Source organism: Streptomyces tailanensis (assembly GCF_008386495.1).
Lineage (GTDB): Bacteria > Actinomycetota > Actinomycetes > Streptomycetales > Streptomycetaceae > Streptomyces > Streptomyces tailanensis.
On the sequence record NZ_VTHJ01000001.1, the window covers coordinates 289,557 to 315,172 of the forward strand.

24 protein-coding genes and 2 pseudogenes are annotated in these 25,616 nt (G+C 70.6%); 11 read left to right on the forward strand and 15 right to left on the reverse strand.

Annotated elements, in window-relative coordinates; genetic code table 11:
• The first annotated feature begins 75 nt into the window (after nucleotides 1-75).
• Complete coding sequence (locus F3T56_RS01290) at nucleotides 76-1,464, forward strand: amidohydrolase (RefSeq protein ID WP_149822760.1); 1,389 nt, start codon at nucleotides 76-78, stop codon at nucleotides 1,462-1,464.
• A gap of 175 nt (nucleotides 1,465-1,639) precedes the next feature.
• The gene (locus tag F3T56_RS01295; protein ID WP_172638755.1) at nucleotides 1,640-1,828 is read left to right on the forward strand and encodes a hypothetical protein; all 189 of its coding nucleotides are present in this window, start codon (nucleotides 1,640-1,642) and stop codon (nucleotides 1,826-1,828) included.
• Nucleotides 1,829-1,830: 2 nt separating this feature from the next.
• Here F3T56_RS01295 and F3T56_RS01300 read toward each other — a convergent pair whose 3' ends face one another.
• From F3T56_RS01300 to F3T56_RS01310, 3 genes are all read right to left on the reverse strand, one after another.
• Nucleotides 1,831-3,774 carry an ABC transporter ATP-binding protein gene (locus F3T56_RS01300; RefSeq protein WP_149822761.1) on the reverse strand — a complete coding sequence of 648 codons (1,944 nt, stop codon included), beginning with the start codon at nucleotides 3,772-3,774 and terminating at the stop codon, nucleotides 1,831-1,833.
• 273 nt (nucleotides 3,775-4,047) lie between these two features.
• Entirely contained in the window at nucleotides 4,048-4,458 is a 411-nt protein-coding gene (locus F3T56_RS01305; protein WP_149822882.1) for a hypothetical protein, read from the reverse strand.
• Between the two features lie 50 nt (nucleotides 4,459-4,508).
• Complete coding sequence (locus F3T56_RS01310) at nucleotides 4,509-4,988, reverse strand: ATP-binding protein (RefSeq protein WP_425473531.1); 480 nt, start codon at nucleotides 4,986-4,988, stop codon at nucleotides 4,509-4,511.
• Nucleotides 4,989-5,421: 433 nt separating this feature from the next.
• Between F3T56_RS01310 and F3T56_RS01315 the strand changes: the two genes are divergently transcribed.
• The 3 genes from F3T56_RS01315 (at nucleotide 5,422) to F3T56_RS01325 (ending at nucleotide 7,514) form a co-directional block, all read left to right on the forward strand.
• On the forward strand, nucleotides 5,422-6,282 hold the full coding sequence (locus F3T56_RS01315; RefSeq protein ID WP_149822763.1) for a helix-turn-helix domain-containing protein: 861 nt from the start codon (nucleotides 5,422-5,424) through the stop codon (nucleotides 6,280-6,282).
• Between the two features lie 108 nt (nucleotides 6,283-6,390).
• On the forward strand, nucleotides 6,391-6,606 hold the full coding sequence (locus F3T56_RS01320; RefSeq protein WP_149822883.1) for a DUF397 domain-containing protein: 216 nt from the start codon (nucleotides 6,391-6,393) through the stop codon (nucleotides 6,604-6,606).
• Between the two features lie 92 nt (nucleotides 6,607-6,698).
• Complete coding sequence (locus tag F3T56_RS01325; RefSeq protein WP_149822764.1) at nucleotides 6,699-7,514, forward strand: SAM-dependent methyltransferase; 816 nt, start codon at nucleotides 6,699-6,701, stop codon at nucleotides 7,512-7,514.
• 69 nt (nucleotides 7,515-7,583) lie between these two features.
• On the opposite strand, the gene F3T56_RS49615 is transcribed toward F3T56_RS01325, so the two are convergent.
• The 4 genes and pseudogenes from F3T56_RS49615 to pdxR all read right to left on the reverse strand — a co-directional run bounded on the left by F3T56_RS49615 (nucleotide 7,584) and on the right by pdxR (nucleotide 11,551).
• Nucleotides 7,584-8,960, reverse strand: a complete 1,377-nt coding sequence (locus F3T56_RS49615; RefSeq protein WP_342786890.1) for a fused DSP-PTPase phosphatase/NAD kinase-like protein — start codon at nucleotides 8,958-8,960, stop codon at nucleotides 7,584-7,586.
• Nucleotides 8,961-9,011: 51 nt separating this feature from the next.
• Nucleotides 9,012-9,083, reverse strand: a pseudogene (locus tag F3T56_RS49210) (hypothetical protein); the annotation flags it as partial.
• A gap of 101 nt (nucleotides 9,084-9,184) precedes the next feature.
• Nucleotides 9,185-9,868: pseudogene (locus tag F3T56_RS49620) on the reverse strand (PEP/pyruvate-binding domain-containing protein); the annotation flags it as partial.
• Nucleotides 9,869-10,102: 234 nt separating this feature from the next.
• Nucleotides 10,103-11,551: a MocR-like pyridoxine biosynthesis transcription factor PdxR gene (gene pdxR, locus F3T56_RS01340; RefSeq protein WP_149822765.1), complete on the reverse strand. Its 1,449-nt coding sequence runs from the start codon at nucleotides 11,549-11,551 to the stop codon at nucleotides 10,103-10,105.
• Nucleotides 11,552-11,598: 47 nt separating this feature from the next.
• Here pdxR and F3T56_RS01345 point away from each other — a divergent pair, with 47 nt between their 5' ends.
• Nucleotides 11,599-12,105, forward strand: a complete 507-nt coding sequence (locus F3T56_RS01345) for a carboxymuconolactone decarboxylase family protein (RefSeq protein ID WP_149822766.1) — start codon at nucleotides 11,599-11,601, stop codon at nucleotides 12,103-12,105.
• A 6-nt stretch (nucleotides 12,106-12,111) separates the two neighbouring features.
• On the opposite strand, the gene F3T56_RS01350 is transcribed toward F3T56_RS01345, so the two are convergent.
• The 3 genes from F3T56_RS01350 to F3T56_RS01360 form a co-directional block, all read right to left on the reverse strand.
• Nucleotides 12,112-13,599, reverse strand: coding sequence for a glutamate synthase subunit beta (locus tag F3T56_RS01350; RefSeq protein WP_149822767.1), 1,488 nt, complete (start codon nucleotides 13,597-13,599; stop codon nucleotides 12,112-12,114).
• A gap of 150 nt (nucleotides 13,600-13,749) precedes the next feature.
• Nucleotides 13,750-14,229 carry an anthrone oxygenase family protein gene (locus tag F3T56_RS01355; RefSeq protein ID WP_149822768.1) on the reverse strand — a complete coding sequence of 160 codons (480 nt, stop codon included), beginning with the start codon at nucleotides 14,227-14,229 and terminating at the stop codon, nucleotides 13,750-13,752.
• A 67-nt stretch (nucleotides 14,230-14,296) separates the two neighbouring features.
• The gene (locus tag F3T56_RS01360; RefSeq protein ID WP_149822769.1) at nucleotides 14,297-14,980 is read right to left on the reverse strand and encodes a DUF2293 domain-containing protein; all 684 of its coding nucleotides are present in this window, start codon (nucleotides 14,978-14,980) and stop codon (nucleotides 14,297-14,299) included.
• A gap of 92 nt (nucleotides 14,981-15,072) precedes the next feature.
• Here F3T56_RS01360 and F3T56_RS01365 point away from each other — a divergent pair, with 92 nt between their 5' ends.
• Both F3T56_RS01365 and F3T56_RS01370 read left to right on the forward strand, forming a co-directional pair.
• Nucleotides 15,073-15,714 (forward strand): nucleoside/nucleotide kinase family protein, encoded by a 642-nt coding sequence (locus tag F3T56_RS01365; protein WP_172638763.1) that lies wholly within the window; start codon nucleotides 15,073-15,075, stop codon nucleotides 15,712-15,714.
• 167 nt (nucleotides 15,715-15,881) lie between these two features.
• Nucleotides 15,882-16,310, forward strand: a complete 429-nt coding sequence (locus F3T56_RS01370; RefSeq protein WP_149822771.1) for a CBS domain-containing protein — start codon at nucleotides 15,882-15,884, stop codon at nucleotides 16,308-16,310.
• A gap of 58 nt (nucleotides 16,311-16,368) precedes the next feature.
• Here the strand turns inward: F3T56_RS01370 and F3T56_RS01375 are convergent, their stop codons facing one another.
• Nucleotides 16,369-17,496, reverse strand: coding sequence for a magnesium and cobalt transport protein CorA (locus F3T56_RS01375; protein ID WP_149822772.1), 1,128 nt, complete (start codon nucleotides 17,494-17,496; stop codon nucleotides 16,369-16,371).
• Between the two features lie 215 nt (nucleotides 17,497-17,711).
• Here F3T56_RS01375 and F3T56_RS01380 point away from each other — a divergent pair, with 215 nt between their 5' ends.
• Nucleotides 17,712-18,554, forward strand: a complete 843-nt coding sequence (locus F3T56_RS01380) for a methyltransferase domain-containing protein (protein ID WP_149822773.1) — start codon at nucleotides 17,712-17,714, stop codon at nucleotides 18,552-18,554.
• Between the two features lie 15 nt (nucleotides 18,555-18,569).
• On the opposite strand, the gene F3T56_RS01385 is transcribed toward F3T56_RS01380, so the two are convergent.
• The 4 genes from F3T56_RS01385 to F3T56_RS01400 all read right to left on the reverse strand — a co-directional run bounded on the left by F3T56_RS01385 (nucleotide 18,570) and on the right by F3T56_RS01400 (nucleotide 22,147).
• Nucleotides 18,570-19,472: a PfkB family carbohydrate kinase gene (locus tag F3T56_RS01385; RefSeq protein ID WP_149822885.1), complete on the reverse strand. Its 903-nt coding sequence runs from the start codon at nucleotides 19,470-19,472 to the stop codon at nucleotides 18,570-18,572.
• A gap of 58 nt (nucleotides 19,473-19,530) precedes the next feature.
• Nucleotides 19,531-20,436, reverse strand: coding sequence for a pseudouridine-5'-phosphate glycosidase (locus F3T56_RS01390; RefSeq protein WP_149822774.1), 906 nt, complete (start codon nucleotides 20,434-20,436; stop codon nucleotides 19,531-19,533).
• Nucleotides 20,437-20,600: 164 nt separating this feature from the next.
• Complete coding sequence (locus F3T56_RS01395) at nucleotides 20,601-21,155, reverse strand: methylated-DNA--[protein]-cysteine S-methyltransferase (protein ID WP_149822775.1); 555 nt, start codon at nucleotides 21,153-21,155, stop codon at nucleotides 20,601-20,603.
• 119 nt (nucleotides 21,156-21,274) lie between these two features.
• Nucleotides 21,275-22,147, reverse strand: a complete 873-nt coding sequence (locus F3T56_RS01400) for a glycerophosphodiester phosphodiesterase family protein (RefSeq protein WP_149822776.1) — start codon at nucleotides 22,145-22,147, stop codon at nucleotides 21,275-21,277.
• Nucleotides 22,148-22,427: 280 nt separating this feature from the next.
• Between F3T56_RS01400 and F3T56_RS01405 the strand changes: the two genes are divergently transcribed.
• The gene (locus F3T56_RS01405; RefSeq protein WP_149822777.1) at nucleotides 22,428-23,297 is read left to right on the forward strand and encodes an MHYT domain-containing protein; all 870 of its coding nucleotides are present in this window, start codon (nucleotides 22,428-22,430) and stop codon (nucleotides 23,295-23,297) included.
• A gap of 40 nt (nucleotides 23,298-23,337) precedes the next feature.
• Entirely contained in the window at nucleotides 23,338-25,467 is a 2,130-nt protein-coding gene (gene uvrB / locus F3T56_RS01410; protein ID WP_149822778.1) for an excinuclease ABC subunit UvrB, read from the forward strand.
• Nucleotides 25,468-25,616: the final 149 nt, after the last annotated feature.

Consider the following 25,616-nt stretch of genomic DNA (forward strand, 5'->3'; position numbering starts at 1 on the left):
GTCCCCATGCCCGGGCCCCGCGATCGCGTCCCATATCCGGGCCCCGCGTCCTGTCCGGTTCGCCACCCCGTCCGGATGACTCCGTCGTACGGTGGCAGCGTGACCTCACCCGCCGCTGATCTCGTCATCACCGGATGCACCGCCCTCGTCCACGACGAACACGAGGGCATCGCCTTCGTCGAGGACGCCGCGATCGTCGTACGCGAGGGGGTGATCGAGAGCATCGGGCCGGCGGCGGAGACAGCCGTGGTCGCGACGGCGGAGCGCATCGACGCCCGAGGCCAGATCGCGATGCCGGGGCTGATCAACTGCCACACGCACTCCCCGATGGTCGCGCTGCGCGGCATCGCCGAGGACATGCCGGCCGAGGAGTGGTTCAACGACGTCATCTGGCCCGTCGAGTCCAACCTGACGGCGACGGACGTGGAGTTGGGGGCGCGGCTCGCCTGCGCGGAGATGATCCGGGGCGGGGTGACGTGCTTCGCCGACCACTACTTCTCGATGGAGAAGGTCGCCGACGTCGTCGCCGAGTGCGGAATGCGCGCGCACCTGGGGGAGGCCTTCTTCTCCTCCCAGGGCGCCGAAGGCCGGGAGAAATCCCTGGAGTTCGCGCTACGGCACCGGGGCGCGGCCGACGGTCGCATCACCACCGCGCTCGCCCCGCACGCCCCCTACACCGTCGAGGACGCCGACCTCGCCGCGACCGCCGAACTGGCCCGTGAGCACGGGCTTCCGGTGCATCTGCACGCCTCGGAGTCCCCCGACCAGACCGACAACAGCCTGGCCCGGCACGGTGTCACGCCCATCGAGGTCCTGGAGCGCACCGGGCTGCTCGGCCTCGAAGCGGGCGTCCTCATCGCGCACGGCACCGGCATCGTCGAGCGCGACCTGCCCGTCCTGGAGCGCGCGACGATGCCGGTGGCCGTGGCGACCGCGCCCCGCACCTACCTCAAGTTCGCCTGGCCCACCACCCCGGTGCGCGCCCTGCGCCGTATCGGCGTCCCCGTCGGGCTCGCCACGGACGGGGCCGCCTCCAACAACTCCCTCGACGTATGGGAGTCCATGGCCCTCACCGCCCTCGTGCAGAAGTCCACCGAGGGCGACCCGCGGTGGCTGACCTCCCGCCAGGCCCTGCACCACGCCACCCTGCAGAGCGCGCGGGCCGTCGGACTGGGGGAGCGGCTCGGCAGCCTCGCCCCCGGCCGGCGCGCCGACATCGTCCTCGTCGACCTCACCGGCCCGCACACCCAACCCGTGCACGACCTCGCCGCCACCCTCGTGCACAGCGCCCGCTCCGCCGACGTACGCACCACGATCGTCGACGGACGCGTCCTCATGCGCGACCGCGAGCTGCTCACCGTCGACGTGCCGGTGACCGTGCGCGCGCTGGAGGAGCGGCTGGCGGCACTCACCAACCGTAGCCACGGGGGACGCATCCATGACTACGACAAGCCACCCGAGTGACACGACTGGACACACAGAGTCACCGGAACGTGTGGTTTTAGAGAGGTATCTCACGGTCCGACGTTGACCACGTGTCAACTACGTCTCAGTACCGTCACTTCGCGAGCTGTTCACCGCATGATTGGCGTTTAACTCTATGAATCACGGGGTTATGAACGGCGTTGCATGGAGGTGCATGGTGAACGGGCGAATGGTGCTGGGGCGGTTCCCCGCCGGTGGGCCGCGCGGCTCGTGGCCGGCGGAGGAGTTCGCGCACGCGGCCCGGCTGGAGGGTCAGCAGGCCGAGGTCGTGATGGACATCGCGACGGACATGTTCCTGGTCATCGTGCGCGGCGCCGACACCGCGGCGGCCACCGCGGTCTGATCTCACCCCACCTCCGGGGCGGGCACCTTCGCCGCGAACTGTTCCGCCTGAAGGGAGTACAGCTCCGCGTACACCCCGCCCGTGGCCAGCAGCTCGTCCGGGGTGCCGGACTCCACGAGCCGGCCCTGGTCGAGGACGTGCACCAGGTCGGCGTGGCGGACCGACGCCAGCCGGTGCGTGATCAGGACGACCGTCTGGCCGGTCCCCGCCAGGGCGCGGATCTTCTCGAAGACCTCCACCTCGGCGCGGGCATCCAGCGCCGCGGTCGGCTCGTCCACGATGAGGATGCGACCCTTCCGGTACGCGGCACGCGCGATCCCCAGCCGCTGCCACTGGCCGCCCGACAGCTCGTGCCCGCCGCTGAAACCGCGGGCCAGCAGGGTGTCGAGGCCGCGCGGCAGCTCCTCGACCACGTCCTGCGCGCCGGCCTCGGCGACCGACGAGGCGAGGCGCTCCTCGGTCAGCGGCGCCGAGGGGCGGCCGATCGCCATGTTGACGCGGGCCGTGAACGGCCACCGCTTGAAGTCCTGCGCGACCATCGCGATGCGCTCGGCGAGCTGCTGCCGGTCGGCGCTCGCCACGTCGACGCCGTCCCACATGATCTTGCCCTGGTCGGGTGTGTACAGCCCGGCGAGCAGCTTGACCAGGGTCGTCTTGCCCGAGCCGTTCTCGCCGACGAGGGCCACGATCTTGCCCAGCGGCACGGTCAGCGTCACATCGCTCAGCGCGGGCCGGGCGGCTTTCCCCGGGTAGGTGAAGGTCACGTTCTCCACGCGGATCTCACGCGGGTCCTCGGGCAACGGGTCGCCGCCCACCGGGATCGCGCGCTTGGCCGCTTCCACGTACAGGCGCTGCATGTCGCCCACGAACAGGGCTTCCTCGTGCAGGGAGTTCACCTCCAGGACGAGCGTGTCGAGGCTGGCGGAGCCGGTGCGGATCGCGATGACCGCCGTACCCGCCACGGACAGCGCCATGGCGCCGGCGAGCAGCAGACCGCCCAGCGTCGCGTACGTCGCCACGGTGGCCAGCCCGGTCCACACGGCCGCGAACAGGCCCGTACGGGCGGCCAGCCCGGCCAGCCGTGCCTGCTCGGCCTCCGCCGTCTCCGACATGGAGCGGAAGTGACGCAGCAGGAACGGGCCGACGCCGTGCAGCCGGATTTCCGGGGCCGCCTCCGGCTCGATGAGCAGGGAGCTGATCAGGTACCCCGCGCGCGCGTGCTGCACCCAGGCGTGGAAGGACTCGTAGCGGCGGCGGGCGATCGTCAGGGCGCTCCAGGCGCTCGGCAGGGTCATCGTGATCAGGAGCGGCAGCAGGGCCGGGTGCAGCACGGTCAGGACGCCGGCCGCCGCGATCAGCGAGATCAGCGCGTTCACCACGCGCGCGGAGTAGCTGATCATGCGGCGGGCCGACTGGGCGCCGTACTTCGCGGTGTCCAGCAGCTTGTGGAAACCGTCGTCCTCGATCGCGGACAGCTCCACGGCCGCCGCCCGCTTCAGATACAGCTCGGTCGCCACCCGCTCCACCTTGGGCTCCAGTCGGCCGGTGGCGTACGTCGACGCGGCCCGCAGCAGCGTGGCCACCAGCGACACGGCGGCGATCGTGACCAGCGCGGGGACGGCGCCGCGTAACCGCTCCTCGACCGTGCCGTCCGTCATCAGCCGGGCCAGGACCGCGTTCACCGCGAGCAGCCCCACCGCCTGGGCGAGCCCGCGACCCGTCTCGGCGGCCAGTACGGTCCGGGCGGCCCGCCGGTCCGCCTGCCAGGCCAGCCGGAAACTCGACGCGAGCAGCGACGGCAGCCGCCGGATCATCGCGCGGAAGTTCAGCTCCAGGAACGCGTCGGAGTGCTGCGACCACCCCGTGTCGTACCGCAGCGGCCCCCCGAACAGCAGCAACTCCGACTCCGACGTCTCCGGCTTCCCCCTGTCCCGCGCCTTCCCCACCCGCGCCCTCCCCCGAGTCGTCGCCGACCGCCACTATCGCGGGGCGGGCCGACTGCTACCAGGGCGCGCGACGGGTCACATGGCCATGCACGCGGAGCACGCGGGGCGCGCGGTGACCTAAGAAAGCGCGCGTAGGCGCCTTTCAGGGGCGCGGGGAACTGCGCGACAAGCCCCCACGGCCCGGCAGCCGCAGACACGACCGTTCCACCCGAGCTATGTGGCGGGATCCAGGGGCGCAGCCCCTGGCACGAACCCCGCCCAACCGGCGGAGCCCTACGCGCTAAGGGGCCGCGACCACGCCGGCGTAGTCCCCGTGACCCGGCACAACGCGAGATACAACGGTATCGGCGGCGTATAAGGAATCGTGCCGTCCGGTCGAAGGATCAGCCCGGGAGCGGTCGAACCGTCGGAGACCAGCGCCCCCGTGGTGTAACGGGCCGGCTCGGGCCACTCCAGCGCGTAGTCGGAGTCGGCGGGCACGAGCCACCACCAGTGCGTTCGGTCGGCGTAGACACAGCCCACGCGGGGCAGCCGGGGCAGGACCAGTGGTCCGATGCGGGCCGGGGCCGCGACCGCGTCGCAGCCCATGGGGGTGGTCATGCCCTCGGGCAGAGGGAGGGGGCGGGGCGTCGCCGCGGACCGCTGGGCGCGGCGCAGACGGGTCAGGGTGTCGAGGCTCACCACGCGGGCCACTCTGCCCGCACCGGCCGCCTCGGCGAGACCGTTCGACGCGCTCACACCCTCCCCCATGGCAGGTGCGCGGCCTCGGCCTCGTCGCCGCGGTCGTCCGTGGTCGGCTTCTTCGCGCCCCAGCCCAGGTCGGACCAGGCCGCCGTGTCCGTGACCACGTTGGGGGAGGCGCCGTTTCGGGCGGCCTTACGGGGCACATCCGCCCACACCAGAAGCCCCAGCCCGGCCGGCTGTGCTCCCCAGGAGCGGCACATGGCCTCTATGAGGAGCAGTCCCCTCCCGTGCTCCTCCTCGGGGCGCTGCGGCGAGGGATGCGGCTCGCCCGGAGCGCAGCCCTCGTCCCGTACCGTTATGCGCACCAGGTCGTCGCCGTCGTGCAGCTCGCAGACGATCTGATTGCTCGCGGTGTGCACGATCGCGTTGGTCACCAGCTCGGAGACGACCAGGGCGGCCGTGTCGCAGGTGTCCTCGCAGACGGCCCAGCCGGTCAGCTGGGTACGCGTCACACGACGGGCCTGTGCCACGGCACCAGGGTGCGCGGCCAGCTCGAACCGGAACCGGCGCTCGGCTGCTGTTTCGGGGCGCGCCCCGGCGGCCGGACCGGGACCGACACGGTCTCCGGCGGCGTCTGTTCCTAACGGCGCAGGGGGCGGAATCACGTTTGCCACTATCTCCTCGCCGTGAACACTTGGCAAGTGTCACTCTGAAAATTGCAGAGTGCGTAGGACTCTCTGAACGGTCATGGCACACTGCACGCAACAGCACGTGTAGCGGCGCCAGTTGGAAATCCCTCGCACATCGTCCGTATGTACGCACAGTGGTCGTGCGTACACGCGGGACACGTACCAAACCGGGCGGGTAATCCGAAGGGCGCCGCCGGGCTGTCGGGGCCGGATGTACCGGGCTTCGTCGAAGTCAGGTGATTCAGGGTGATGTCAGGTCGGATGGAGGTGCGAGATGAGCGAACCGCGGTCAGCGCCGACGGTCGGCCAGGTCGTACTCGGCCGGCGTCTGCTGGACCTGCGTGAGCGCGCGGGCATCAAACGCGAGGAGGCCGCGCGCATCCTGCATGTCGCCCCCGCCACGGTCCGCCGTATGGAGACCGCCGAGGTCGCCCTCAAGATCCCCTACCTCCAGCTCCTGTTGCGGGCGTACGGCGTCGACGACGAGGAGGCCGAGACCTACGTCCGGCTCGCCGAGGAGGCCAACAAACCCGGCTGGTGGCAGCGCTACCACGACATCCTGCCGGGCTGGTTCTCCATGTACGTCAGCCTGGAGGGCGCGGCCTCCCTGATCCGCAGCTACGAGCCCCACTTCGTCCCCGGCCTGCTGCAGACCGAGGACTACGCGCGCCGCGTCATGTTCTCGGGCGCCCTCGGCCAGAGCAGACCCGAGGACATCGAGCGCCATGTCGCCCTGCGCATGCAACGCCAGGAACTGCTCACCCGTGAGGACGCGCCCCGGCTGTGGTTCGTGATGGACGAGACCGCCCTGCGCCGCCCCGTCGGTGGACCGGCGGTCATGCGCGCCCAGCTCGACCGACTGCTGGAGGTCGTGGCGCTGTCCCATGTGACGCTCCAGGTCACCACGTTCGACACAGGACCGCACCCTGGCACGTACGGGCCGTTCGTCCTGTTCCGATTCGCCATGCCCGAACTTCCGGACATGGTCTACAGCGAGTACCTGACCGGCGCCGTCTACCTGGACGACCGCTCCGAGGTGGCGACCCACCTCGAGGTCATGGACCGCATGGCGGCGCAGGCCGCCACGGCACAACGCACGAAGGAGATCCTCCGGGATCTCCGCAAGGAGCTCTGAAGACACCGAATGGATCGCATCAAGTCGCAGTCGCGCACGCACACGCAGTCGCACGGACATGGACTCGGACAGGGGCACGGACACGTACACGCGCGCGTGTACAACGGTATGCCCGCCCACGAGCTGGGCAGTGAGGGCTGGCACAAGCCCTGGAGCGGTGGCAACGGCGGCAACTGCCTGGAGGCGATGAAGCTCGCCGACGGCCGTATCGCCGTACGGCAGTCCACCGACCCCGACGGGCCGGCGCTGATCTACACACCCGACGAGATGAACGCGTTCATCCAGGGAGCGAAGGAGGGGGCGGCGGACTTCTTGTTGTCCTGAGACCTTGTTGTCCTGAGACCTGTTACGCACCCCTGTTGTTCTCAATCTCCCTATGCTGGCCCTGAGTTGATCACCTACTGCTGCAGAACCTTATGGAATTCGTCATGAACGGGCGTCCCCCCGTCGAGATCGACACGAGTAGACCCCATCCCGCGCGGATGTACGACTGGTACCTCGGCGGCAGGGACAACTACCCCGTCGACGAGGCGATGGGCAAGCAGATGCTGGCCCTCGACCCCCGGGTGCCGGTGATGGCGCGGGTCAACCGTGCCTTCATGCACCGGACCACGCGGTGGCTGGCCGAGAACGGGGTACGGCAGTTCCTCGACGTCGGCACCGGCATACCCACCGAGCCGAACCTCCACCAGATCGCCCAGCGGGTCGCCCCCGACGCGGCCGTCGTCTACTGCGATAACGACCCCATCGTGCTGGCCCACGCGGCGGCCCTGCTGCTTGGCACGCCCGAGGGGCGGACCGAGTATCTGCAGGCCGATGTGCGCAGCCAGGACGCGGTCATCGAGGGCGCCAGGAAGGTGCTGGACTTCGACCGGCCCGTGGCGCTCTCCTTGATCGCGCTGCTGCACTTCGTCCCCGACGAGGACGGCGCGAACGCCCTGGTCCAGCGGCTGATGTCCGAGCTGCCCTCCGGGAGCCACCTGGTCGTCAGCCACGCCACCGCCGACTTCACCCCGGAGGAGTCGAAGGCGGCGACGGAGAAGCTCAAGGCCGCGGGCGTCACCCTGGCGCTGCGCTCCCGCGACGAGTTCGCCCGCTTCTTCGACGGCCTGGAACTCGGCGAGCCCGGCGTCGAGGTGCCCCACAAGTGGCATCCCGAGCTGGGCGAGCCCGTTCCCGGCCAGGACGACGGGGTCATTCCCGGGTACGGGGCGGTGGGGCGCAAGCCGTAGGGTCGCGCCGACTCACGGTCATGGATGCGGCCCGCAGGTGAACCTGCGGGCCGCATCCATGACTTTGGTCTACAGGTACGACCAGATACGGCGGGGCGCGTCGACGAAGCGGCTCACCGCCACCACCGGGAGCGGCGGCTTCGCGCTCGCCCGCTCCTCCTCCAGGTTCAGTCCGTAGTAGATCTGCTCGATCGACGGCGGCCCGACCGAGAGGTTGCGCCAGACCGCCGCTCCCGGCTCCGCCTGTCCGGTCATTACGAGGTACGCCGCCGCCATCGTCCCCGTACGGCCGACGCCGGCGCCGCAGTGCACGAACACCGGCCTGGAGGCCTCGGCGACGGTGTCGAGCAGGCGCTGCACCTGCTCCGGCGTCGGGGTCTGCCCGTCACGGATCGGCAGTCGTACGACGTCGAGGCCCGCCTTGCGGGGCTCGGCGAGCTGGGCTTCGGACAGGTCCTCGGCGCGCAGGTCGACGACTGTGGTGAAGCCGAGGTCGGCGAGCTCCTGGTATCCGGCGGGGGAGGGTGCGGCCCCGCGCCACAGCTCGCCGGCGGTGCCGACGGGCTGGAAGTTGTGGATGCCCCGCATCGAGTGGGTTCCCGCGGGCGGCGGGTTCTCCTCACGCGCCCAGTACGACAGGGCCAGGATGCCGAGCGTCCCGGTGGCCCGCAGGGCCTCGCGCGGCGGGAGGGTGCCGACGGAGGCGCCTCGGCGGAGGGGGCTGGGGAGGGTGGCTGTGTCCGTGGGGGCGGTCGCGTTCGTCGGGGCGCGTGCCGCGTCCGTCGGGGTGGTGGAGGGTCGGGGCAGGCGTATGCCGTCCCACAGACTGGGGGCCGTCAGCGCGAGGACCACGGGTTCGGCGGCGACCAGCCGGTGATCGGGCAGGTCCTGGACCCCCGTCTCCGTGAGCATCGCGCGGGCGGTGCTCGCCGCCGTGACGCGGGGCTCCGGGAGGAGGGCGCCGGCCAGGGCCTCCTGGGCGTGGAGCGAGACGAGGGTGGCGCGGGTCCAGCGGAGGGCCGGGACCAGCTCGGCGGTCGGCAGTTCGGTGGGCGGCGGGGTCTCGATGAGCCGCCGGTCGACGTCCGCCACCAGGTCCGTCGCCAGTCCCGGCAGCGTCGAGGTCAGCCGCCCCACCCGCCAGGCCGCGCCGAGCCGCCGGGCGCCCGGCGCCGGGTTGAGCAGCGCGAGCCATCGGTTCCTCGGCGGAACGGCGCCGAGCAGCCGCAGGTCCACCGCTGCCCGGCCGCCGACCGCCGTGACGACCGGGACCGTCCGCAACAGCCGCCGGGGCGCGGTACCGCCGATGTCCAGCGCGACCGCGAGCCCCCGGGCCATCGGCGTAAGCCACAGGTCCTTCTCCAGCGGCTCCAAGTGACCCGGCAGGGTCTCCGCCACCGGCCCCGGACCCAGCAACCGGGCCCCACGCGGCGGCCGGGCCGTCATCGCCGTGATCGGCCGGCTCTGGAACAGCCACAGCCGCCCGTCCTCGTCGAAGCCGAACTCGATGTCCTGGGGCCCGCCGAAAACCCGCGCGGCGCGCCGCGCGAGACGGGCGAGACGACGCAGCTCGGAGGGGACGGCTCAACGTCGGCCGATTCCGTCTCCGACTCCGACTCTGTCTCCCTCTCCGTCGCCTCCGTCCGCAGCAATCGCCCCCACCTGCTCAGCCAGTAGCTCGTCCCCGGCTGTTCGCCGCCGACCAGTGTGTCGGGCCCGCCCCGCACCGCGCTGACCAGCAGCCGATCGGTCCGGCCCGCCACGGGGTCCGCGCCGAACAGCACCCCGCCGACCCGGGCCCTGAGCATCGGCTGGACGAGCACCGCCATGGGCGCGGTGAACCCGTCGGGCTGCCGCGCCGAGCCGACCACGGTGCCTACCGCCGCCCGGAACTCCTCCCACCCCCGCACATCGAGCACGGACTCGAACCGACCCGCCAGCGAGGACTCCTGCGTGTCCTCGTGCGGCGAGGAGGACCGTACGACGAGGGGGCGCGTGCCGTGGCACGACAGCTCGTCCCAGGCGCGCAGCACGGAGGGCTCGTCGACGCTCTCGTACGGGTCGCTCTCGTACGGGTCCGGCGAGCCGCGTGGGCTTTGCGAGCGCGTGGGCTTGGGGTGTGCGGGATCACGAAGCCGGGCAGTACCGGCAGCCCCGCGCGAGCCGCCTGCGCGAGATGGGCGGCCTTGGAGCCGGTCAGCGGGAGGAGCGAGGCCGTCGGCCGGGTCAGGGAGACGATGTGAGAGCCGAGTTTGCCGCCGCCCCGGAGCGGTTCCCCGTCGGGGGCATCTTCTCCGTGCTCTCTGTGACGTCCGTGTTCTCCGTGACGTTCGTCGAGCGTCGTCATCGCGCACCCTCCAGGACCGGCCGCCAACAGGGGGGAACGCGCCGGGAATGGCCCTACGCCTGACGACGGAACGAAGGATGGGGGCAGATCACCGCCAAGTTGTCGGTCCGCCTGGATGGCGGCGGTGACGCACCTCTTGGGCCAATGATCCCACTCAGGTTGATTTTCTGTCGACTGGGTTTTATGTCCCCATACCCAATCCCCATCCCCATCCCCCTCCGCCTCCCCGCCATGGCCATGGTCATGGCCGAGCCGTCCCTTCGGCGGCCTCCGCGGCCTTCGGCGGCAGCACCCCGCACAGTGCCTCCACGGCCGCGCCGTACGCGTGCTCCGGGGGCGTCGCGTACCCGACGACGAGCCCGTCCGGCGCCTCGGTGTCCGTCGCCTCCGGGTGCCGGAACGTGGCCAGCCCGTCGAGCGCGATGCCCTGCCATGCCGCCGCCTTCACCGCGGACCGCTCGGTTCCGGGCGGCAGCCGCAGCACCGCGTGCAGCCCGGCCGCGATCCCGGTGACCTCGATGTGCGGCGCGTGCGTGGCGAGCGCGGAGACCAGCCGGTCGCGCCGCGCCCGGTACCGCTGCCGCATCCGCCGCACATGGCGGTCGTACGACCCCGAGACGAGGAAGTCCGCGAGCGCCAGCTGATCCAGGACGCTCACCCAGCCCTCCCGTTCACCCTTCGCCTCCAGTACGGCGTCGACGTACCGCTCCGGAAGGACCATCCACCCCAGCCGTAGCGCCGGCGACAGGCTCTTGCTGACCGACCCGATGTGCACGACCCGCTCGGGATCCAGACCCTGCACGGCGCCGACGGGCTTGCGGTCGTAGCGGAACTCCCCGTCGTAGTCGTCTTCCAGAATCACTCCGCCACGCGCGCGTGCCCAGTCGACGACAGCGGCCCGCCGCGAGGGATGCAACGGACCGCCGGTGGGGAACTGGTGCGCGGGAGTGAGCAGCACGGCGTTCTCGCGCCCCAGACCGTCCACGCGCGCGCCGTCCTCGTCCAACGGCAGCGGAACGGTCCGTACGGACGCGGCGGCCAGCAGTTCACGGTGGAACCCCAGGCCGTACGACTCCACGGCCAGCGGCCCCCGCAGCACCCGGCCGTGGAAGAGCAGGCGCAGGGCGTGCGCGAAGCCGGAGCAGATCACGATCCGCGAAGGCTTGGTGCGCACTCCACGCGCGCGTGCCAGATACTCGGCGAGCGCCTCACGGAGTTCGCCCCAGCCCGCCGGATCGCCCGGCCCGAAGGCATCGTTGGGCGCCTGCGCCAAGGCCCTGCGATACGACGTCGCCCACGCCGCACGCGGGAACGACGACGAGTCCGGAGTGCCCTGCCGCAGATCGTGCCGCGGCCCACGCGAGCGCGGAGGCCCTTTTCGGGGTACGCGCGCCGAGCCGCCCAATGGTTCCGCCCGCTCGGCGACCCTGGTGCCCGACCCCTGCCGCGCGGTCAGCCACCCCTCCGCGACCAGCTCCGCGTACGCGTCGGCGACCGTGTTCCGGGCCACGCCGAGGTCCGCGGCCAGCGAGCGATACGGCGGCAGCCGCGTACCGGGAGCCAGCCGACCGCCGCGCAACGCGTCCCGCAGCGCCCGGATGAGCGCGGCGCGGCGCCCGCCGGTACCGGACAACTCAAGATGCAGATCGGCACCGATCCGCTCCGCCGAATTGACCCACGAATCCACCATAGAAATGCACCCTACGGCAGGTCTTTCCGCCCCATAGATTCATGGTCATGACGACGAACACGACGACGAACGCGACGGCCAGCATGGCGAACACGACGAACGAAATGACCCGACGGCTCGACTTCGCTAAGTCCGCGCCGAAGGTCTTCCGTGCCCTCATCGGCTTCGACGCGGCCGCCCGTGAGGGTCTCGATCCGGCACTGGTCGAACTGATCCAGATCCGCGCCTCCCACCTCAACCACTGCGCCTACTGCCTCCACATGCACACCAACGACGCCCGCAAGGCCGGCGAGAGCGAGGACCGCCTCCACATGATCCCGGTGTGGCGCGAGGCCCGGCACTTCTTCACCCCACGCGAACAAGCGGCCCTCGCCCTCACCGAGGCCGTCACCCTCGTAGCCGACAACAGCGTCCCGGACGCCGTCTACGCCGAGGCCGCCACCCACTTCGACGACACCGAACTCGCCCACGTCCTCGCCCTGATCCTCACGATCAACACCTGGAACCGCATCGCCCTGTCCACGGGCAAGCGCGCAGGCTCCGACGACCGCTGAGCGGCCCTACGCCGTCATCGGCCGGTCGTACGGGCCGATCGGCGCCGGTAGGCGCTCCGCGCCGGTCAGTTCGCGGTCGACCGCGGCGGCCACCGCCCGTCCCTCGGCGATCGCCCAGACGATGAGGGACTGCCCGCGGGCGGCGTCCCCGGCCGCGTACACGCCGAGGACGTTGGTCGCGAAGTCCGGCCCCCGGGTGATCGTCCCGCGCGGATCGAGGGCCAGCCCCAGCTGGTCGATGAGCCCGTCGTGGCGGTCCGGCCCCGTGAAGCCGAGGGCGAGCAGGACGAGGTCGACGGGGAGCGTCCGCCCGGTGCCGGGCCGGGGCTGCCGTCGCTCGTCGACCTCGACCAGGTGCAACCCCCGCACATGGCCGTCGGCGTCCCCTGTGAAGCGGAGCGTGGACGCCGCGAACAACCGCACGTCCGCGTCCGCCGCCGGCGCCGTCTCCAGGTCGCGCGCCTCCTCGTGCGCCGCCGACAGCCGGTACACCTTCGGATACGTCGGCCAGGGATCGACGTCCTCGTCGCGCTCCGCCATCGGCAGCGGATAGATGTCCAACTGCGTCACGGACGCGGCCCCTTCCCGTACCGCCGTCCCCAGACAGTCCGCCCCCGTGTCACCACCCCCGACGATCACGACATGCTTCCCGGCGGCCGACAGCGGCGAGACCTCCAGATCCCCCTCGCACACCCGGTCGGCCAGCGGCAGATACTCCATCGCCTGGTGGATGCCGTCCAACTTCCGCCCCGGCACGTCCAGTTCCCGCCAGGCCGTCGCCCCCGTCGCGATCACCACGGCGTCGTACCGGGACCGCAGCTCAGCCGCTCCGATGTCCTTCCCTATGGCGGTCGACGTACGGAACTTCGTGCCCTCCGCCCGCATCTGCTCCAACCGCCGCTCCAGATGCCGCTTCTCCATCTTGAACGCGGGTATCCCGTACCGCAGCAACCCCCCGATCCGGTCCGCCCGCTCGTACACCGCGACCGTGTGCCCGGCCCGGGTCAGCTGCTGTGCCGCCGCGAGCCCCGTGGGCCCGGAGCCGATCACGGCGACCGTCTTCCCGGTCAACCGATCCGGCGGCCGCGGCGGAGTGAAACCGTCCTCCCAGGCCCGGTCCGCGATGGCCACCTCGACGTTCTTGATGGTCACCGCGGGCTGATTGATCGCCAGGACGCACCCGGCCTCGCAGGGCGCGGGACACAACCGCCCTGTGAACTCGGGGAAGTTGTTCGTGGCGTGCAACCGATCGCTCGCCGCTCGCCAGTCCTCCCGCGACACGAGGTCGTTCCACTCGGGGATCAGATTCCCGAGCGGACACGCCTCGTGGCAGAACGGGATCCCGCAGTCCATGCAACGATCGGCCTGCTTGCTGATGATCGGCAACAGCGCTCCGGGAACGTACACCTCGTCCCAGTCCCGCACCCGCTCCTCCACGGGACGTCGGGGCCATTCCTCGCGTCGCGTGGTCAGGAAACCCTTGGGATCGGCCATTGCCGTCTCCCTCACGTATTGCGTGCGCGTACGGCGTGGCCGTACACCGGCGGACTCGGATCGGGTCGGAATCGACATGAGACGTGAGGCCGTACCCCCTCGGGCGGCACTCTCCTCCCGCCACGATACGACGCGCCCACCGCGCCCGCCTCAGGCGAGTGCCAGCAGATACGACAGCGCCGCCGCGGCCGCCGCGACCATCCGTATGTGGTTCCACGTCGTCCACTCGCTCACATACGTCCTCCAGTACGCGGCGGCCTCCGGCGTGCCCGCGTCCAGCCTGGCGAGCGCGTCGTTGCGCGGCACGTTCGCCACCATCGTGACCCCGAAGCAGCCGAACAGATACAGCACGCTGCCGAGCAGCAACTCCACCGTGCCCTCGTCCGGCCACAGCACGAACGTGACGACGGCGAGCACGGCGCACAGCACCGCCGTACCGACGAACACGAGCATGAAGGCCGGAGTCAGGGCGCTGACATTGATCGCCTGCATCGCGGCGACGCCCTGCGCGGGCGGCAGCGAGGCCAGCCCCTTCATCACGAACGTCGAGAACGCGCAGAACACCCCCGCCACCATCGCGGTCCCGAGCAAGCCCAACACCGTCAGTACGAAGTACGGCCCGTCGATCATGTCCGCTCCCACCTGCTTTCCCCCGATTCAAAGGATCCTGTACGGCGTCCACCGTCACCAACCCCACTCATCCCGTCGCCCGCCACTCCCGCAGCCGCGCCTCCACCACCCCCGCGATCCGTCGCCGTGCCTCGTACCGTCCCAAGCCGCTCATGAGGAACTGGTCGTACGGCGTGTCCACATGGCGTATGGACGCGATGACCGCCGAGGTCACCGCGAACTCCGACAGGGCGCGCCCCGCCGCGCTCCGTCCCACCCGCCCACTGCCGCGGAGGGAGGCGTGAGCGGCGATCTCCCGTGCTCGCTCGGCCGGGCAGGCGGGGAACAGCCGCCGGATCTCCGTCGCGAACGCGTCCGTGAACCGCACGTCCTCCACGGCCCGCCGCCGCGCGTCCCGGGCCCGCCGCCGCCGTCGGACCTCCGCGTCCCCCAGGCAGCGCTCCTCGGCCCGGGCGAGGGCCGCCTCCTCGACCAGGACGCCCTGTCGCTCGTACCGGCTCTTGCGCCGGTTGAACCGCACGACCACGGCCGACAGCGAGCTCTCCTCCCTGGCTCTGCGTGTGAGCGCGGTGTCGCCGCGCGGCAGGAACACCAGATGCCCGAGGTCCGCGCAGTCGAGACAGCGCGGCGCCCCCTCCGCCAGCATGAGCAGCCCCACCGGCCCGCCCCGGCACTCGGCGCAGTGCTTCTTCCTGAGTGCCTGCACGACGACAAGTCCGGTACGGGGCGGGGGAGTAGCGAGCGCGGCCATACGCGGTTCATTCCCCCTGGTGGCCGCGTGGTCACGTGGCTTTCGCGTCGGTCTCCCGACCGGCTCGGGCCCGTTTCGCCGCGCGCGGCATCATGGGCCGTGTGCGATTCGAAGCGATCACCTGGGAACGGCTCGGCGATCTCCTCGCCGACCGCCTCCTCGACCTGAAGCCGGCCGACGGCGGCCCCTGGCCGCGCATCGCCTTCGACGGCGCCCCGGCTGCCCACCCCGGCGACCTCGCCGCACGCGTGTCGGAGGCACTGCGCATACGCGGCCGCTCCTCTCTGGTCGTGGGCACCGAGGGCTTCCTCCGGCCGGCGTCGCTCCGCTTCGAGTACGGTCACGAGGACGTGGAGGCGTACTACGACGGCTGGTTCGACACCCCCGCCCTCTGGCGCGAGGTCTTCGGCCCGCTCGAACCCGGCGGCACCGGCCGAGTCCTGCCCGACCTCTGGGACCCCACCACCGACCGCGCCACCCGCAGCCCCTACGTCCAACTTCAGCCCGGTGCCATCCTGTTGATGCACGGCCCCCTCCTCCTCAAGAACTGGTTCCCCTTCGACCTGACCGTCCATGTCCTCCTCTCCCCGAACGCCCTGCGCCGCCGCACCCCCGAGAACGAGCACTGGACCCTCCCCGCCTACGAGCGCTACGAGACCGACACCGCCCCGGCCACCACAGCCGACGTCCTGGTACGCGCCGACGACCCCCGGCACCCGGCCTGGAGCGGCTGACGGCGAGGGCCCGCAAACGCCTCCTGGGCCGCGCCCCCTTGGGTCGGGACAGTCTTCCCCCGCCTGCTCCGGGTGCGGTTCCTTCCGGGCGCGGCAAGAATGTAGGGCGCCGGGACTTAGCGGTGCGTCCTGCGCCGCGCCGGCCGTCCGGCATCGGGAGGTACTACATGACCACCGCAGGAGACATCATGCACCGCGGTGCCCAGTGGATTCCCGCCCACGAGACCCTGGACCGCGCCGCCCAGCTGATGCGCCAGCTGAACGTCGGGGCGCTCCCCATCAGCGACCGGAACGAACGGCTCTGCGGCATCCTCACCGACCGCGACATCGTCGTCGGCTGCGTCGCCCTGGGCCGCGACCCGTCCAAAGTCACGGCCGGCGACCTGGCCAAGGGGACACCGCGCTGGATTGACGCCAACGCCGACATCAGCGAGGTGCTCCAGGAGATGAAGGGGCACCAGATCCGTCGGCTTCCGGTGATCGAGAACAAGCGCCTCGTCGGCATGATCAGCGAGGCCGACCTGGCCCGGAACCTGCCGGAGGACCAGATCGCCGACTGGGCCGAGAGCGTCTACGCGAAGACCGCGACGCCCTGACCCCGCCGCTGCCCCGACCGATCCCGACCGATCCCGACCGATTCTGCCGGCCCTGGGGTCAGAGCCAGCCGTTGCGCTTGAAGCCCCGGTACAGGGTGGCGCAGGCGGTGGCTATGACCCCCAGGACCAGCGGATAGCCGAGCTTCCAGTGCAGCTCGGGCATGTGCTCGAAGTTCATGCCGTAGACCCCGCACACCATGGTCGGTACGGCGATGAGCGCCGCCCATGCCGTGATCTTCCGCATGTCCTCGTTCTGCGCGACGCTGACCTGCGCGAGGTGCGCCTGCAGGATCGAGTTCAGCAGTTCGTCGAACGCGGCTATCTGCTCGGTGGCCCGCAGCAAGTGGTCGGAGACGTCCCGGAAGTAGGCCTGTATCTCCGGATCGACCACCCGGATCGGCCGTGAGGTGAGCTCGAGGAGCGGGCGGGCGAGCGGGGCCACCGCCCGCTTCAGTTCGAGCAGTTCACGCTTGAGCTGGTAGATGCGCCCGGGGTCGACGCGTGCGCCGTTCGCGGCGAACACATCCGTCTCGACCTGGTCGATGTCCGCCTGCACCTGGTCCGTGACGGTCAGATAGTCGTCCACCACGTGGTCCGCGATCGCGTGCAGCACCGCGGCCGGGCCCTTGGCGAGCTGCTCCGGGTTCGACTCCAACTCCTCGCGCAGCGGGCCGAGTGAGCCGTGCCGCCCGTGCCGTACCGTGATCACGAAGTAGGGGCCGACGAAGACCATGATCTCGCCGGTGTTCACCACTTCGCTGGTCGCGGTCAGCTCCGTGTGCTCGACGTAGCAGACTGTCTTGAACACCGCGAACAGCGTGTCGCCGTACCGCTCCAGCTTCGGGCGCTGGTGGGCCTCGACCGCGTCCTCGACCGCCAGCGGGTGCAGGTCGAAGAGCTCGGCGATGCCGGCGAACTCCCGCTCCGTCGGCTCGTGCAACCCGAGCCAGACGAAGCCGTGGTCGGTCCTGCGAACCTGCCGGACCGCCTCGATGACATCGCGGCCGCCGGGGATCCGTACCCCCTTCTGGTACGTCACGCAGTTCACCACCGCGGTGCCCAGCGGGGACCGGGCCGGATGGCTGAGGTCGACGCGGGCGCGACGCCGGGCCAGCCGTGCCACCTTGCGGAGGCCGCCGACCTTGTCGAGGCCGGTGACCTTCCGCAGATTCCCTGCCATGGACATCTGGATCTCCTTGCGTGGATCTCCTCGCACCGCACTTCGTGCCTTCTCGCGTCAGTTTGCCAGGACCGCATGAGCGGCGGGTAAGGCTGTGGGAACGGAACGCTCCGCTTCGTTTTCTTGCAGGTCCAGTGCTGTTGGCCCCCACCGGAGCGGACCTCGCGGACTGCGGGAGCGTCGTTATAAGTGATAAGTCGGTCAAGTGGGATGATCGTGGCATGACGCGCACCGATGGATATCTCTTCGACCAGCAGCAGACCGGGACAGGACAAGCCGAGACGGGGCAAGCCGAGATGGGGCAAGCCGAGACGGGGCAGCGCTCCGAGGCCTTCGCCACGCTCTTCGATCCCACGACGTTCCGGCACATGGAGGGCTTCGGACTCGGGTCCGGCTGGCGCTGCTGGGAGGTCGGAGCGGGCTGCTCCTCCGTGGTCTCCTGGCTGGCCAAGAAGGTCGGACCGACCGGGAAGGTCATGGCGACCGACACCGATCTCTCGTGGGCCGTCCCCTCGGTCACCCGCCCACCGGTCGAGGTCCGCGTCCACCATGTCGGCATCGACCAGCCGCCGGATGAGGGCTTCGACTTTGTCCACGCCCGGCTGGCCCTCGGTCAGGCACCGGACCGCGAGCGGGCGTTGCTGTCGATGATCCATGCCCTGCGTCCGGGCGGACGGATCCTGATCGAGGACGCCGATCCCGCCCTCCAGCCCCTGGCCTGCCCGGAGGAAACCGGCCCCGAGCACCAACTGGCCAACCGGCTCCGCCAAGTCGTCCGTACGCTGCTCGCCGAACGCGGTGTCGACCCGGCGCACGGCCGCAGACTCCCACGTCTGCTACGGGCGGCGGGCCTGCGAGGGGTGGGGGCCGACGCGTACTTCCCCGTCGCCTCACCCGACTGTGCCGCCCTGGAGTTGACGACGATCCAGCAGCTCCGCGCCGCCCTGGTCGCGGCGAACCTCGCCACGGACGAGGAGATCGACCGTCACCTCGCCGACGTGGCCTCCGGCACGATGGACGTCGCCGCCCCACCACTGATCTCGGCGTGGGGACGGAAGGCGTAGGGGACACACCGAGTCTCAGCCGACCCCCGGCGGCCTTCCGCCCACCTTCTCCACCGCCAGCGCCCCCGCCCGGCACCCCTCGACCGCAGCGTCCTCGGCCTCCGCGCCCGCGAGCAGGCCGGCCAGGAACGCCCCGGTGAAGGCGTCGCCCGCGCCGGTCGTGTCGCGGGGCACGGCGGGAATCGCCGGAATCCTCGACAGCACGCTGCCGCCACGGGCGACCAGGGCGCCGTCGGCCCCCTGCTTGGCGACGACAAGGGGAACGTGGCGGCTCAACTTGGCCGCGGCGTCGGCCGGATCGGGCAGCCCGGTCAGCAGACACGCCTCGTCCCGGCTGGGCAGCAACACATCGACGCCCTCGACGAGTTCGAGGAAACGGTCCACGCCCAGCCTCGTGAGGAACCCCGACGAAGCCGGATCCACGCTCACCGGCACGCCACGCGCGCGTGCCGACTCCAGCGCCGCCGCGACCAGCGCCCGGCTCGGCTCGGAGAAGAACAGATAGCCCGACAGATGCAGCCGTGCGACCCCGTCGAGCAGGGACGGCGACCAGTCGCCCGGGTCCAGCCGCAGCGAGGCGCCGCTGTCCGTGAGGAACGTACGCTCGGCCGCGTCGCCCGTGTCCACCAGACAGATCACCGTCCCCGTCGCCGCCTCCGGATCGACGACCAGGTGGGGCCGTACCCCCGAAGCCCGCAGCTCCCGCTCGTGCCAGGCGACCGCGTCCGTGCCCACCCGCCCGAGCAGCCGTACGTCCGCACAGCCCCAATGAGCCGCCCAACATGCCACGTTGGCGCCCGCCCCGCCCGGCAGCGTCCGGATCGCGGAGGCCGTGTCCGTGCCCGGCGCGAGCGGTCCGCGATGCCGGGCGACGACATCCGTGACGACGTCACCCACGACGAGCAGAGCCCCGCTCACCTCTCCGCCGGGCCCGATCACACCGCCCCCGGGCCCGTTCACGCCCCGCCGCGCCACCTCACGCCCCGGCCCAGGCCGCCGCGATCCGCGAAGCGAGCCGTACGTTCCCTCGTACCGCCGCCAGATTGGCCTTCAGGGAGGCGCCGTCGGTGTGCCGCACCAGATAGCTCAGCAGGAACGGTGTGACCGCCTGCCCGGTCACGCCCTCGGCCTCGCACGCCTCCAGCGCCTCGGCGAGCACGCGCGCGTGAAGCTCGGGATCGAGCTGCTCCTCCGCGGGTACGGGGTTGGCGACGATCAGCGCCGACTCCGGGCCACCGAGCGCGTCCTGCGCGCGCATGACCTTCGCGACCTCGCCCGGCGACCCGAGCGTCCACTCCACCGGATGACCCGAGTCGGACAGATAGAAGCCGGGGAAACGGTCCGTGCCGTAACCGGCGACGGCGACACCCAGCGTCTCCAGGCGCTGCAAGGTCGCCGGCACATCCAGGATCGACTTCACACCCGCGCACACCACCGTGATCCGGGCGCGCGCCAGCAGCCCCAGGTCGGCGGACTCGTCCTGGGTCACCGTCCATTCCCGGTGCACACCCCCGAGCCCGCCCGTCGCGAACACCCGGACGCCCGCCAGGGCCGCAAGCAGGGCGGTCGCCGACACCGTGGTCGCGCCGCACACCCCGGAGGCCACCGCGAGCGGCAGGTCCCGGTGCCCGAGCTTGCGGATGCCGTCCTCGTTGGCGACCCGCTCCAACTGCCCCTTGTCGAGGCCGATGTGCGGCCGCCCGTCGAGCACGGCGATCGTCGCCGGTACGGCGCCCTCCTGCCGTACGACGTCCTCCAGCTCCAGCGCCACCCGCAGATTGCGCGGGCGGGGCAGCCCGTGCGCGATGATCGTGGACTCCAGCGCCACCACGGGTCGACACGCGTCAACCGCTTCCCGCACCTCTTCGGACACCACCAGCACGCGCTTGCCTCCTGTCTGTCGTTCTCCCTCATCTCTGGCGGACGGCACGCCCGGCCAAACCCTTGCGAGCTGTGGTGCGGGACACCAGCCGTGTATGACGGACAACACGCACGTCTCGTATGAACGCAGAGGGCACCGCCCGCGCGAGCGGTTTCCTGCCGGCCTCAGAACAACGGCTCCGGAAGCACCCCTTCCAGTGCCAGCAGCTTCCGCTTGGCCTCCAGACCGCCGCCGAACCCTCCGATGCCACCGTCGCTCTCGACGACCCGATGGCACGGCACCACCACCGGCAGCGGATTCGACCCCATGGCCATGCCCACCGCCTGGGCGGCGCCCGGCTGCCCCACCCGCCGGGCCAGATCGCCGTAGCCCACGACCGAGCCGTACGGGACACCGGACGACAACTCGCCAAGCACCTGACGGTTGAACCCCGAGATCAGCGACCAGTCCAGCGGCAGCTCGAAGTCGTGCCGCTCGCCCGCGAAGTACGCCTCGACCTGACGTATCGCCTCGGCCAGCAGAGGGGAGTCGGGCGCCTCGACGGGCGCGGTGCCGAGGCGGGACGCGAGCCGGTCGAGCGCCTTGTCGCGCACCGCGTCCGTGGCGTGGAACACGACGTTCACCAGGCCGTCGTCCGTCGCGGCCAGCAGCAACGGACCGATGTCCGTACCGACGACGGCCCACACGACCCGCTGCTCGTACTGCCCATGGCTGTTCATGCGACCACCGTACGACCCGCCACTGACAACGCCTGTGGCGTGCGCCCCGCCCCGGAACGCACGCCACGGAAGAAGACCGCGTCAGCCCTGAATAGTCCACTCGGCCCTGAGCAGCCTCCTCAGCCCTGAGTGGCCTCCTTGATCACGTCCGGCTTGTTCGTGATGATGCCGTCCACTCCGTAACCCGCCACCCGGCGGGCGTTGGCCGCGTCGTTCACGGTCCAGGTGAGGATCTCCAAGGGCTTTCCGTGCGGCCCCTCGAACGCGTGGATCGTGGAGACGTACGCCTGGGAGATGGTCGTGTAGGAGGAGTTGATCTGGTCGGCGAAGGTCGCATACTCGGGCAGGTCGGCGATGGCCGGGGTGCCGAGGAAGCCGGTCTTCACAGCGGGGCGCAGCTCGTGCACCTTCCGTACCGTGTCCGCGCTGAAACTCTGGATCACCAGCCGTTTCCTGAGGTGCCACGGGGTGAGCCAGCCCTCGTTGCTGAGCACCTTCAGGGTCTGCCGCTCGATGCCCGGGTAGAGCTGGGGGTTCTTGATCTCCAGGACGAGCTTCTGGTGGTTGCGTGACACACGCCTCATGTACTGCTCAAGTGTCGGCACGCGCGCGCCCGCGTAGCGGCTGCCGAACCAGCTGCCCGCGTCCAGCCGGGCGATCTCCGCGGCTGTGAAGTCCCGCACGTTCCAGGGCGCGCGCCCGGGGTAGAGCTCCTCGACATTGGTGGTCCGGGCCAGCGTGGCGTCGTGAAGGACGACGAGCCTGCCGTCCTTGGTGCGCTGGACGTCGTTCTCGACCCAGGCGAAGCCCATGTCGTCGGCCTTGTCGACGGCGGCCAAAGTGTTCTCGGGCGCGTAGGCGGATGCTCCGCGGTGCGCGACGACCAGCGGATTGTCGGCGTCAGGGGCCGCATGGGCGGCGGAAGTGGGGAGCAGGAGAACTGCGGCCCCCATGAACGCGGTGGTCGAAGCGGCAACTGCGCGCACGTGCATGCGTACTCCTCGCGTCGATCGATCACGGTCAGCTCAAGCGTGACAGCAGAGGGTCAACGGAAGGAGGGTGCAGGATGGCCACGAATTGAATGGAGTTGCCCAAGTCCGCTCACGGGCACCGCACAAGTGAGGCAAGGGCGTGTTTCTTTGCCGGAAAAGCGTTCGACCATTCCGGTGGGGGTCATACTCTCTGCGACAACCCTGACCGTTGTGGCGGTCCCGGGGGCGGGGGCATGGCAGTACATCCAGGGACGCGACAGGGCGGGAAAGGCAGCCGCGAATGCAGGGCACGGTCGACGGCTTCAGCTACGGACTCGTCACACCGGTGGTGGCCTATCTCATGGCCTGCCTCGGCGGTGCGCTCGGCCTGCGCTGTACGACGAGATCGATGTTGGTCGACGGCCGCTGGCGCCTCGGCTGGCTCGCGCTGGGCTCGGCCGCCATCGGGTCCGGCATCTGGACGATGCACTTCGTCGCGATGATGGGGTTCAAGGTCGTCGAGACCCCGATCCACTACGACGCGCTCACCACCTTCGCGAGTCTCGCCGTGGCGATCGTCATGGTCGGCATCGGGATCTTCATGGTCGGCTCCAAGGGGGCGACCGGGGCCGCGCTCTTCACGGGCGGCACGATCACCGGCTTGGGCATCGCCTCCATGCATTACCTCGGCATGGCCGGAATGCGCCTCAACGGCAAGCTGGAGTACAACACGGTCACCGTGGCCGCGTCGGTCGTCATCGCCGTGGTGGCCGCGATCGCCGCGCTGTGGGCCGCCGCACAGGTCCGCGGATTCCTGTGGAGCGTGGGCGCGAGCCTCGTCATGGGAGTCGCGGTCAGCGGCATGCACTACACGGGCATGGCCGCCCTCAAAGTCCACCTGCACAGTGCCGCGAGCGCCGCCCCGGCCGGGGACTCCTCGTCCGCCGAGCTGCTCGCCCCGCTGATGATCGGCCCCCTGATCTTCCTGCTCCTCGCGGGCGTCGTGGTGATGTTCGACCCGTTCATGATCATGGGCAGGTTCCACGGGAACCCCGTCGAGCGCCGGCCCGGCATCCCCGCCCAGGCCGCCGCGCACGACTGCCGGCACCCGGAGTCCCGGGCCGGTCACGAGCACGGCGAACGTCGCTTCCGCACCCCGCAGAACCGCTGACCGGAGCCCGTTGTCAGTGCGGGGTCGTACGGTGGATTCCATGCGGCCCGTTTCCCAGATCGAACGCACGGTGGCGCCCTTCGAGGTCGTCAGCCCCTACCAGCCGAGCGGCGACCAGCCCACGGCCATCGCCGAGCTCGCCCAGCGCATCGGAGCAGGTGAGAAGGACGTCGTCCTGCTCGGCGCGACCGGCACCGGCAAATCCGCCACCACCGCGTGGATGATCGAGAAGCTCCAGCGCCCCACCCTGGTGATGGCGCCGAACAAGACGCTGGCCGCCCAGCTGGCCAACGAGTTCCGCGAGCTCCTTCCGAACAACGCGGTCGAATACTTCGTCTCGTACTACGACTACTACCAGCCAGAGGCCTACGTCCCGCAGTCGGACACCTACATCGAGAAGGACTCCTCGATCAACGAGGAGGTCGAGCGCCTGCGCCACTCCGCGACCAACTCGCTGCTCACCCGCCGCGACGTCATCGTGGTCGCCTCCGTCTCCTGCATCTACGGCCTCGGTACGCCACAGGAGTACGTGGACCGCATGGTCCCCCTCAGGGTCGGCGAGGAGACCGACCGGGACGAGCTGCTGCGCCGCTTCGTGGACATCCAGTACACGCGCAACGACCTGGCGTTCAGCCGAGGCACCTTCCGGGTGCGCGGCGACACCATCGAGATCTTCCCGGTCTACGAGGAACTCGCCGTCCGCATCGAGATGTTCGGCGACGAGATCGAGGCCCTGTCCACGCTCCACCCGCTCACCGGCGAGATCATCAGCGACGACCAGCAGCTGTACGTCTTCCCGGCCTCCCACTACGTCGCCGGCCCCGAGCGCATGGAGCGGGCCGTCAACGACATCGAGAAGGAGCTCGGGGAGCGCCTGGCGGAGCTGGAGAAGCAGGGCAAGCTCCTGGAGGCCCAGCGCCTGCGGATGCGTACTACGTACGACATCGAGATGCTCCGCCAGATCGGCTCCTGCTCCGGCGTGGAGAACTACTCGATGCACTTCGACGGCCGCGAGCCCGGCTCCCCGCCGAACACCCTCCTCGACTACTTCCCGGACGACTTCCTCCTCGTCATCGACGAGTCCCATGTCACCGTCCCCCAGATCGGGGCCATGTACGAGGGCGACGCCTCCCGCAAGCGCACCCTCGTCGACCACGGCTTCCGACTGCCGTCCGCCCTGGACAACCGGCCGCTGAAGTGGGAGGAGTTCCAGGAGCGCATCGGCCAGACGGTCTACCTCTCGGCCACCCCGGGGCAGTACGAGCTGTCCCGCTCCGACGGTCATGTCGAACAGATCATCCGCCCCACCGGCCTGGTCGACCCCGAGGTCGTCGTCAAGCCCACCGAGGGTCAGATCGACGACCTGGTGCACGAGATCCGCAAGCGCACCGAGAAGGACGAGCGCGTCCTGGTCACCACACTCACCAAGAAGATGGCCGAGGACCTCACCGACTACTTCCTGGAACTGGGCATCCAGGTCCGCTACCTCCACAGCGACGTCGACACCCTGCGCCGCGTCGAGTTGCTGCGCGAGCTGCGCGCCGGCGACTACGACGTCCTGGTCGGCATCAACCTCCTCAGGGAGGGCCTCGACCTCCCCGAGGTGTCCCTGGTGGCGATTCTGGACGCCGACAAGGAGGGTTTCCTGCGCTCCGGGACCTCACTGATCCAGACCATCGGCCGGGCGGCGCGCAATGTCTCCGGTCAGGTCCACATGTACGCAGACAAGATCACCCCGGCGATGGCGAAGGCCATCGACGAGACCAACCGCCGCCGGGAGAAGCAGGTCGCGTACAACAAGGCCAACGGCATCGACCCGCAGCCGCTCCGCAAGAAGATCAACGACATCGTCGCGCAGATCGCCCGCGAGGACGTCGACACCGAGCAGTTGCTCGGCACGGGCTACCGCAAGGGCAAGGACGGCAAGGGCGCCAAGGCCCCCGTTCCCTCCCTCGGGAGCAAGGCGGCCAAGTCCGCCAAGGGCAAGGCCAAGGAGACCGTCCCGACCGACCGGCCCGCGGCCGACCTGGCCGAGCAGATCGAGGAGATGACCGAGCGGATGCGCGCGGCCGCCGCCGACCTGCAGTTCGAGATCGCCGCCCGGCTGCGCGACGAGGTCTCCGAGATGAAGAAGGAACTGCGGCAGATGAAGGAGGCGGGCCTCGCCTGACGGCCGCCGAGGGCGCCCGGGGGAGGGGACCAGAGGGGACCTGGCCCCCGGCGCGGGCGCGCTGTGTTGCAAGACCGACACAAAGTGCGACACAGGCTGCGGCATTGTCAGTGCCGCTGCGTAAGGTGCTGCACATCCGTGGACTCCGC

Coding starts and splice junctions, on each gene's coding strand:
- F3T56_RS01290 (WP_149822760.1), top strand. CDS start 76: ATGACTCCGTCGTACGGTGGCAGCGTGACCTCACCCGCCGCTGATCTC.
- F3T56_RS01295 (WP_172638755.1), top strand. CDS start 1,640: ATGGTGAACGGGCGAATGGTGCTGGGGCGGTTCCCCGCCGGTGGGCCG.
- F3T56_RS01315 (WP_149822763.1), top strand. CDS start 5,422: ATGAGCGAACCGCGGTCAGCGCCGACGGTCGGCCAGGTCGTACTCGGC.
- F3T56_RS01320 (WP_149822883.1), top strand. CDS start 6,391: ATGCCCGCCCACGAGCTGGGCAGTGAGGGCTGGCACAAGCCCTGGAGC.
- F3T56_RS01325 (WP_149822764.1), top strand. CDS start 6,699: ATGGAATTCGTCATGAACGGGCGTCCCCCCGTCGAGATCGACACGAGT.
- F3T56_RS49615 (WP_342786890.1), bottom strand. CDS start 8,960: ATGACGGCCCGGCCGCCGCGTGGGGCCCGGTTGCTGGGTCCGGGGCCG.
- pdxR (WP_149822765.1), bottom strand. CDS start 11,551: ATGGTGGATTCGTGGGTCAATTCGGCGGAGCGGATCGGTGCCGATCTG.
- F3T56_RS01345 (WP_149822766.1), top strand. CDS start 11,599: ATGACGACGAACACGACGACGAACGCGACGGCCAGCATGGCGAACACG.
- F3T56_RS01350 (WP_149822767.1), bottom strand. CDS start 13,599: ATGGCCGATCCCAAGGGTTTCCTGACCACGCGACGCGAGGAATGGCCC.
- F3T56_RS01355 (WP_149822768.1), bottom strand. CDS start 14,229: ATGATCGACGGGCCGTACTTCGTACTGACGGTGTTGGGCTTGCTCGGG.
- F3T56_RS01360 (WP_149822769.1), bottom strand. CDS start 14,980: ATGGCCGCGCTCGCTACTCCCCCGCCCCGTACCGGACTTGTCGTCGTG.
- F3T56_RS01365 (WP_172638763.1), top strand. CDS start 15,073: ATGGGCCGTGTGCGATTCGAAGCGATCACCTGGGAACGGCTCGGCGAT.
- F3T56_RS01370 (WP_149822771.1), top strand. CDS start 15,882: ATGACCACCGCAGGAGACATCATGCACCGCGGTGCCCAGTGGATTCCC.
- F3T56_RS01375 (WP_149822772.1), bottom strand. CDS start 17,496: ATGTCCATGGCAGGGAATCTGCGGAAGGTCACCGGCCTCGACAAGGTC.
- F3T56_RS01380 (WP_149822773.1), top strand. CDS start 17,712: ATGACGCGCACCGATGGATATCTCTTCGACCAGCAGCAGACCGGGACA.
- F3T56_RS01395 (WP_149822775.1), bottom strand. CDS start 21,155: ATGAACAGCCATGGGCAGTACGAGCAGCGGGTCGTGTGGGCCGTCGTC.
- F3T56_RS01400 (WP_149822776.1), bottom strand. CDS start 22,147: ATGCACGTGCGCGCAGTTGCCGCTTCGACCACCGCGTTCATGGGGGCC.
- F3T56_RS01405 (WP_149822777.1), top strand. CDS start 22,428: ATGCAGGGCACGGTCGACGGCTTCAGCTACGGACTCGTCACACCGGTG.
- uvrB (WP_149822778.1), top strand. CDS start 23,338: ATGCGGCCCGTTTCCCAGATCGAACGCACGGTGGCGCCCTTCGAGGTC.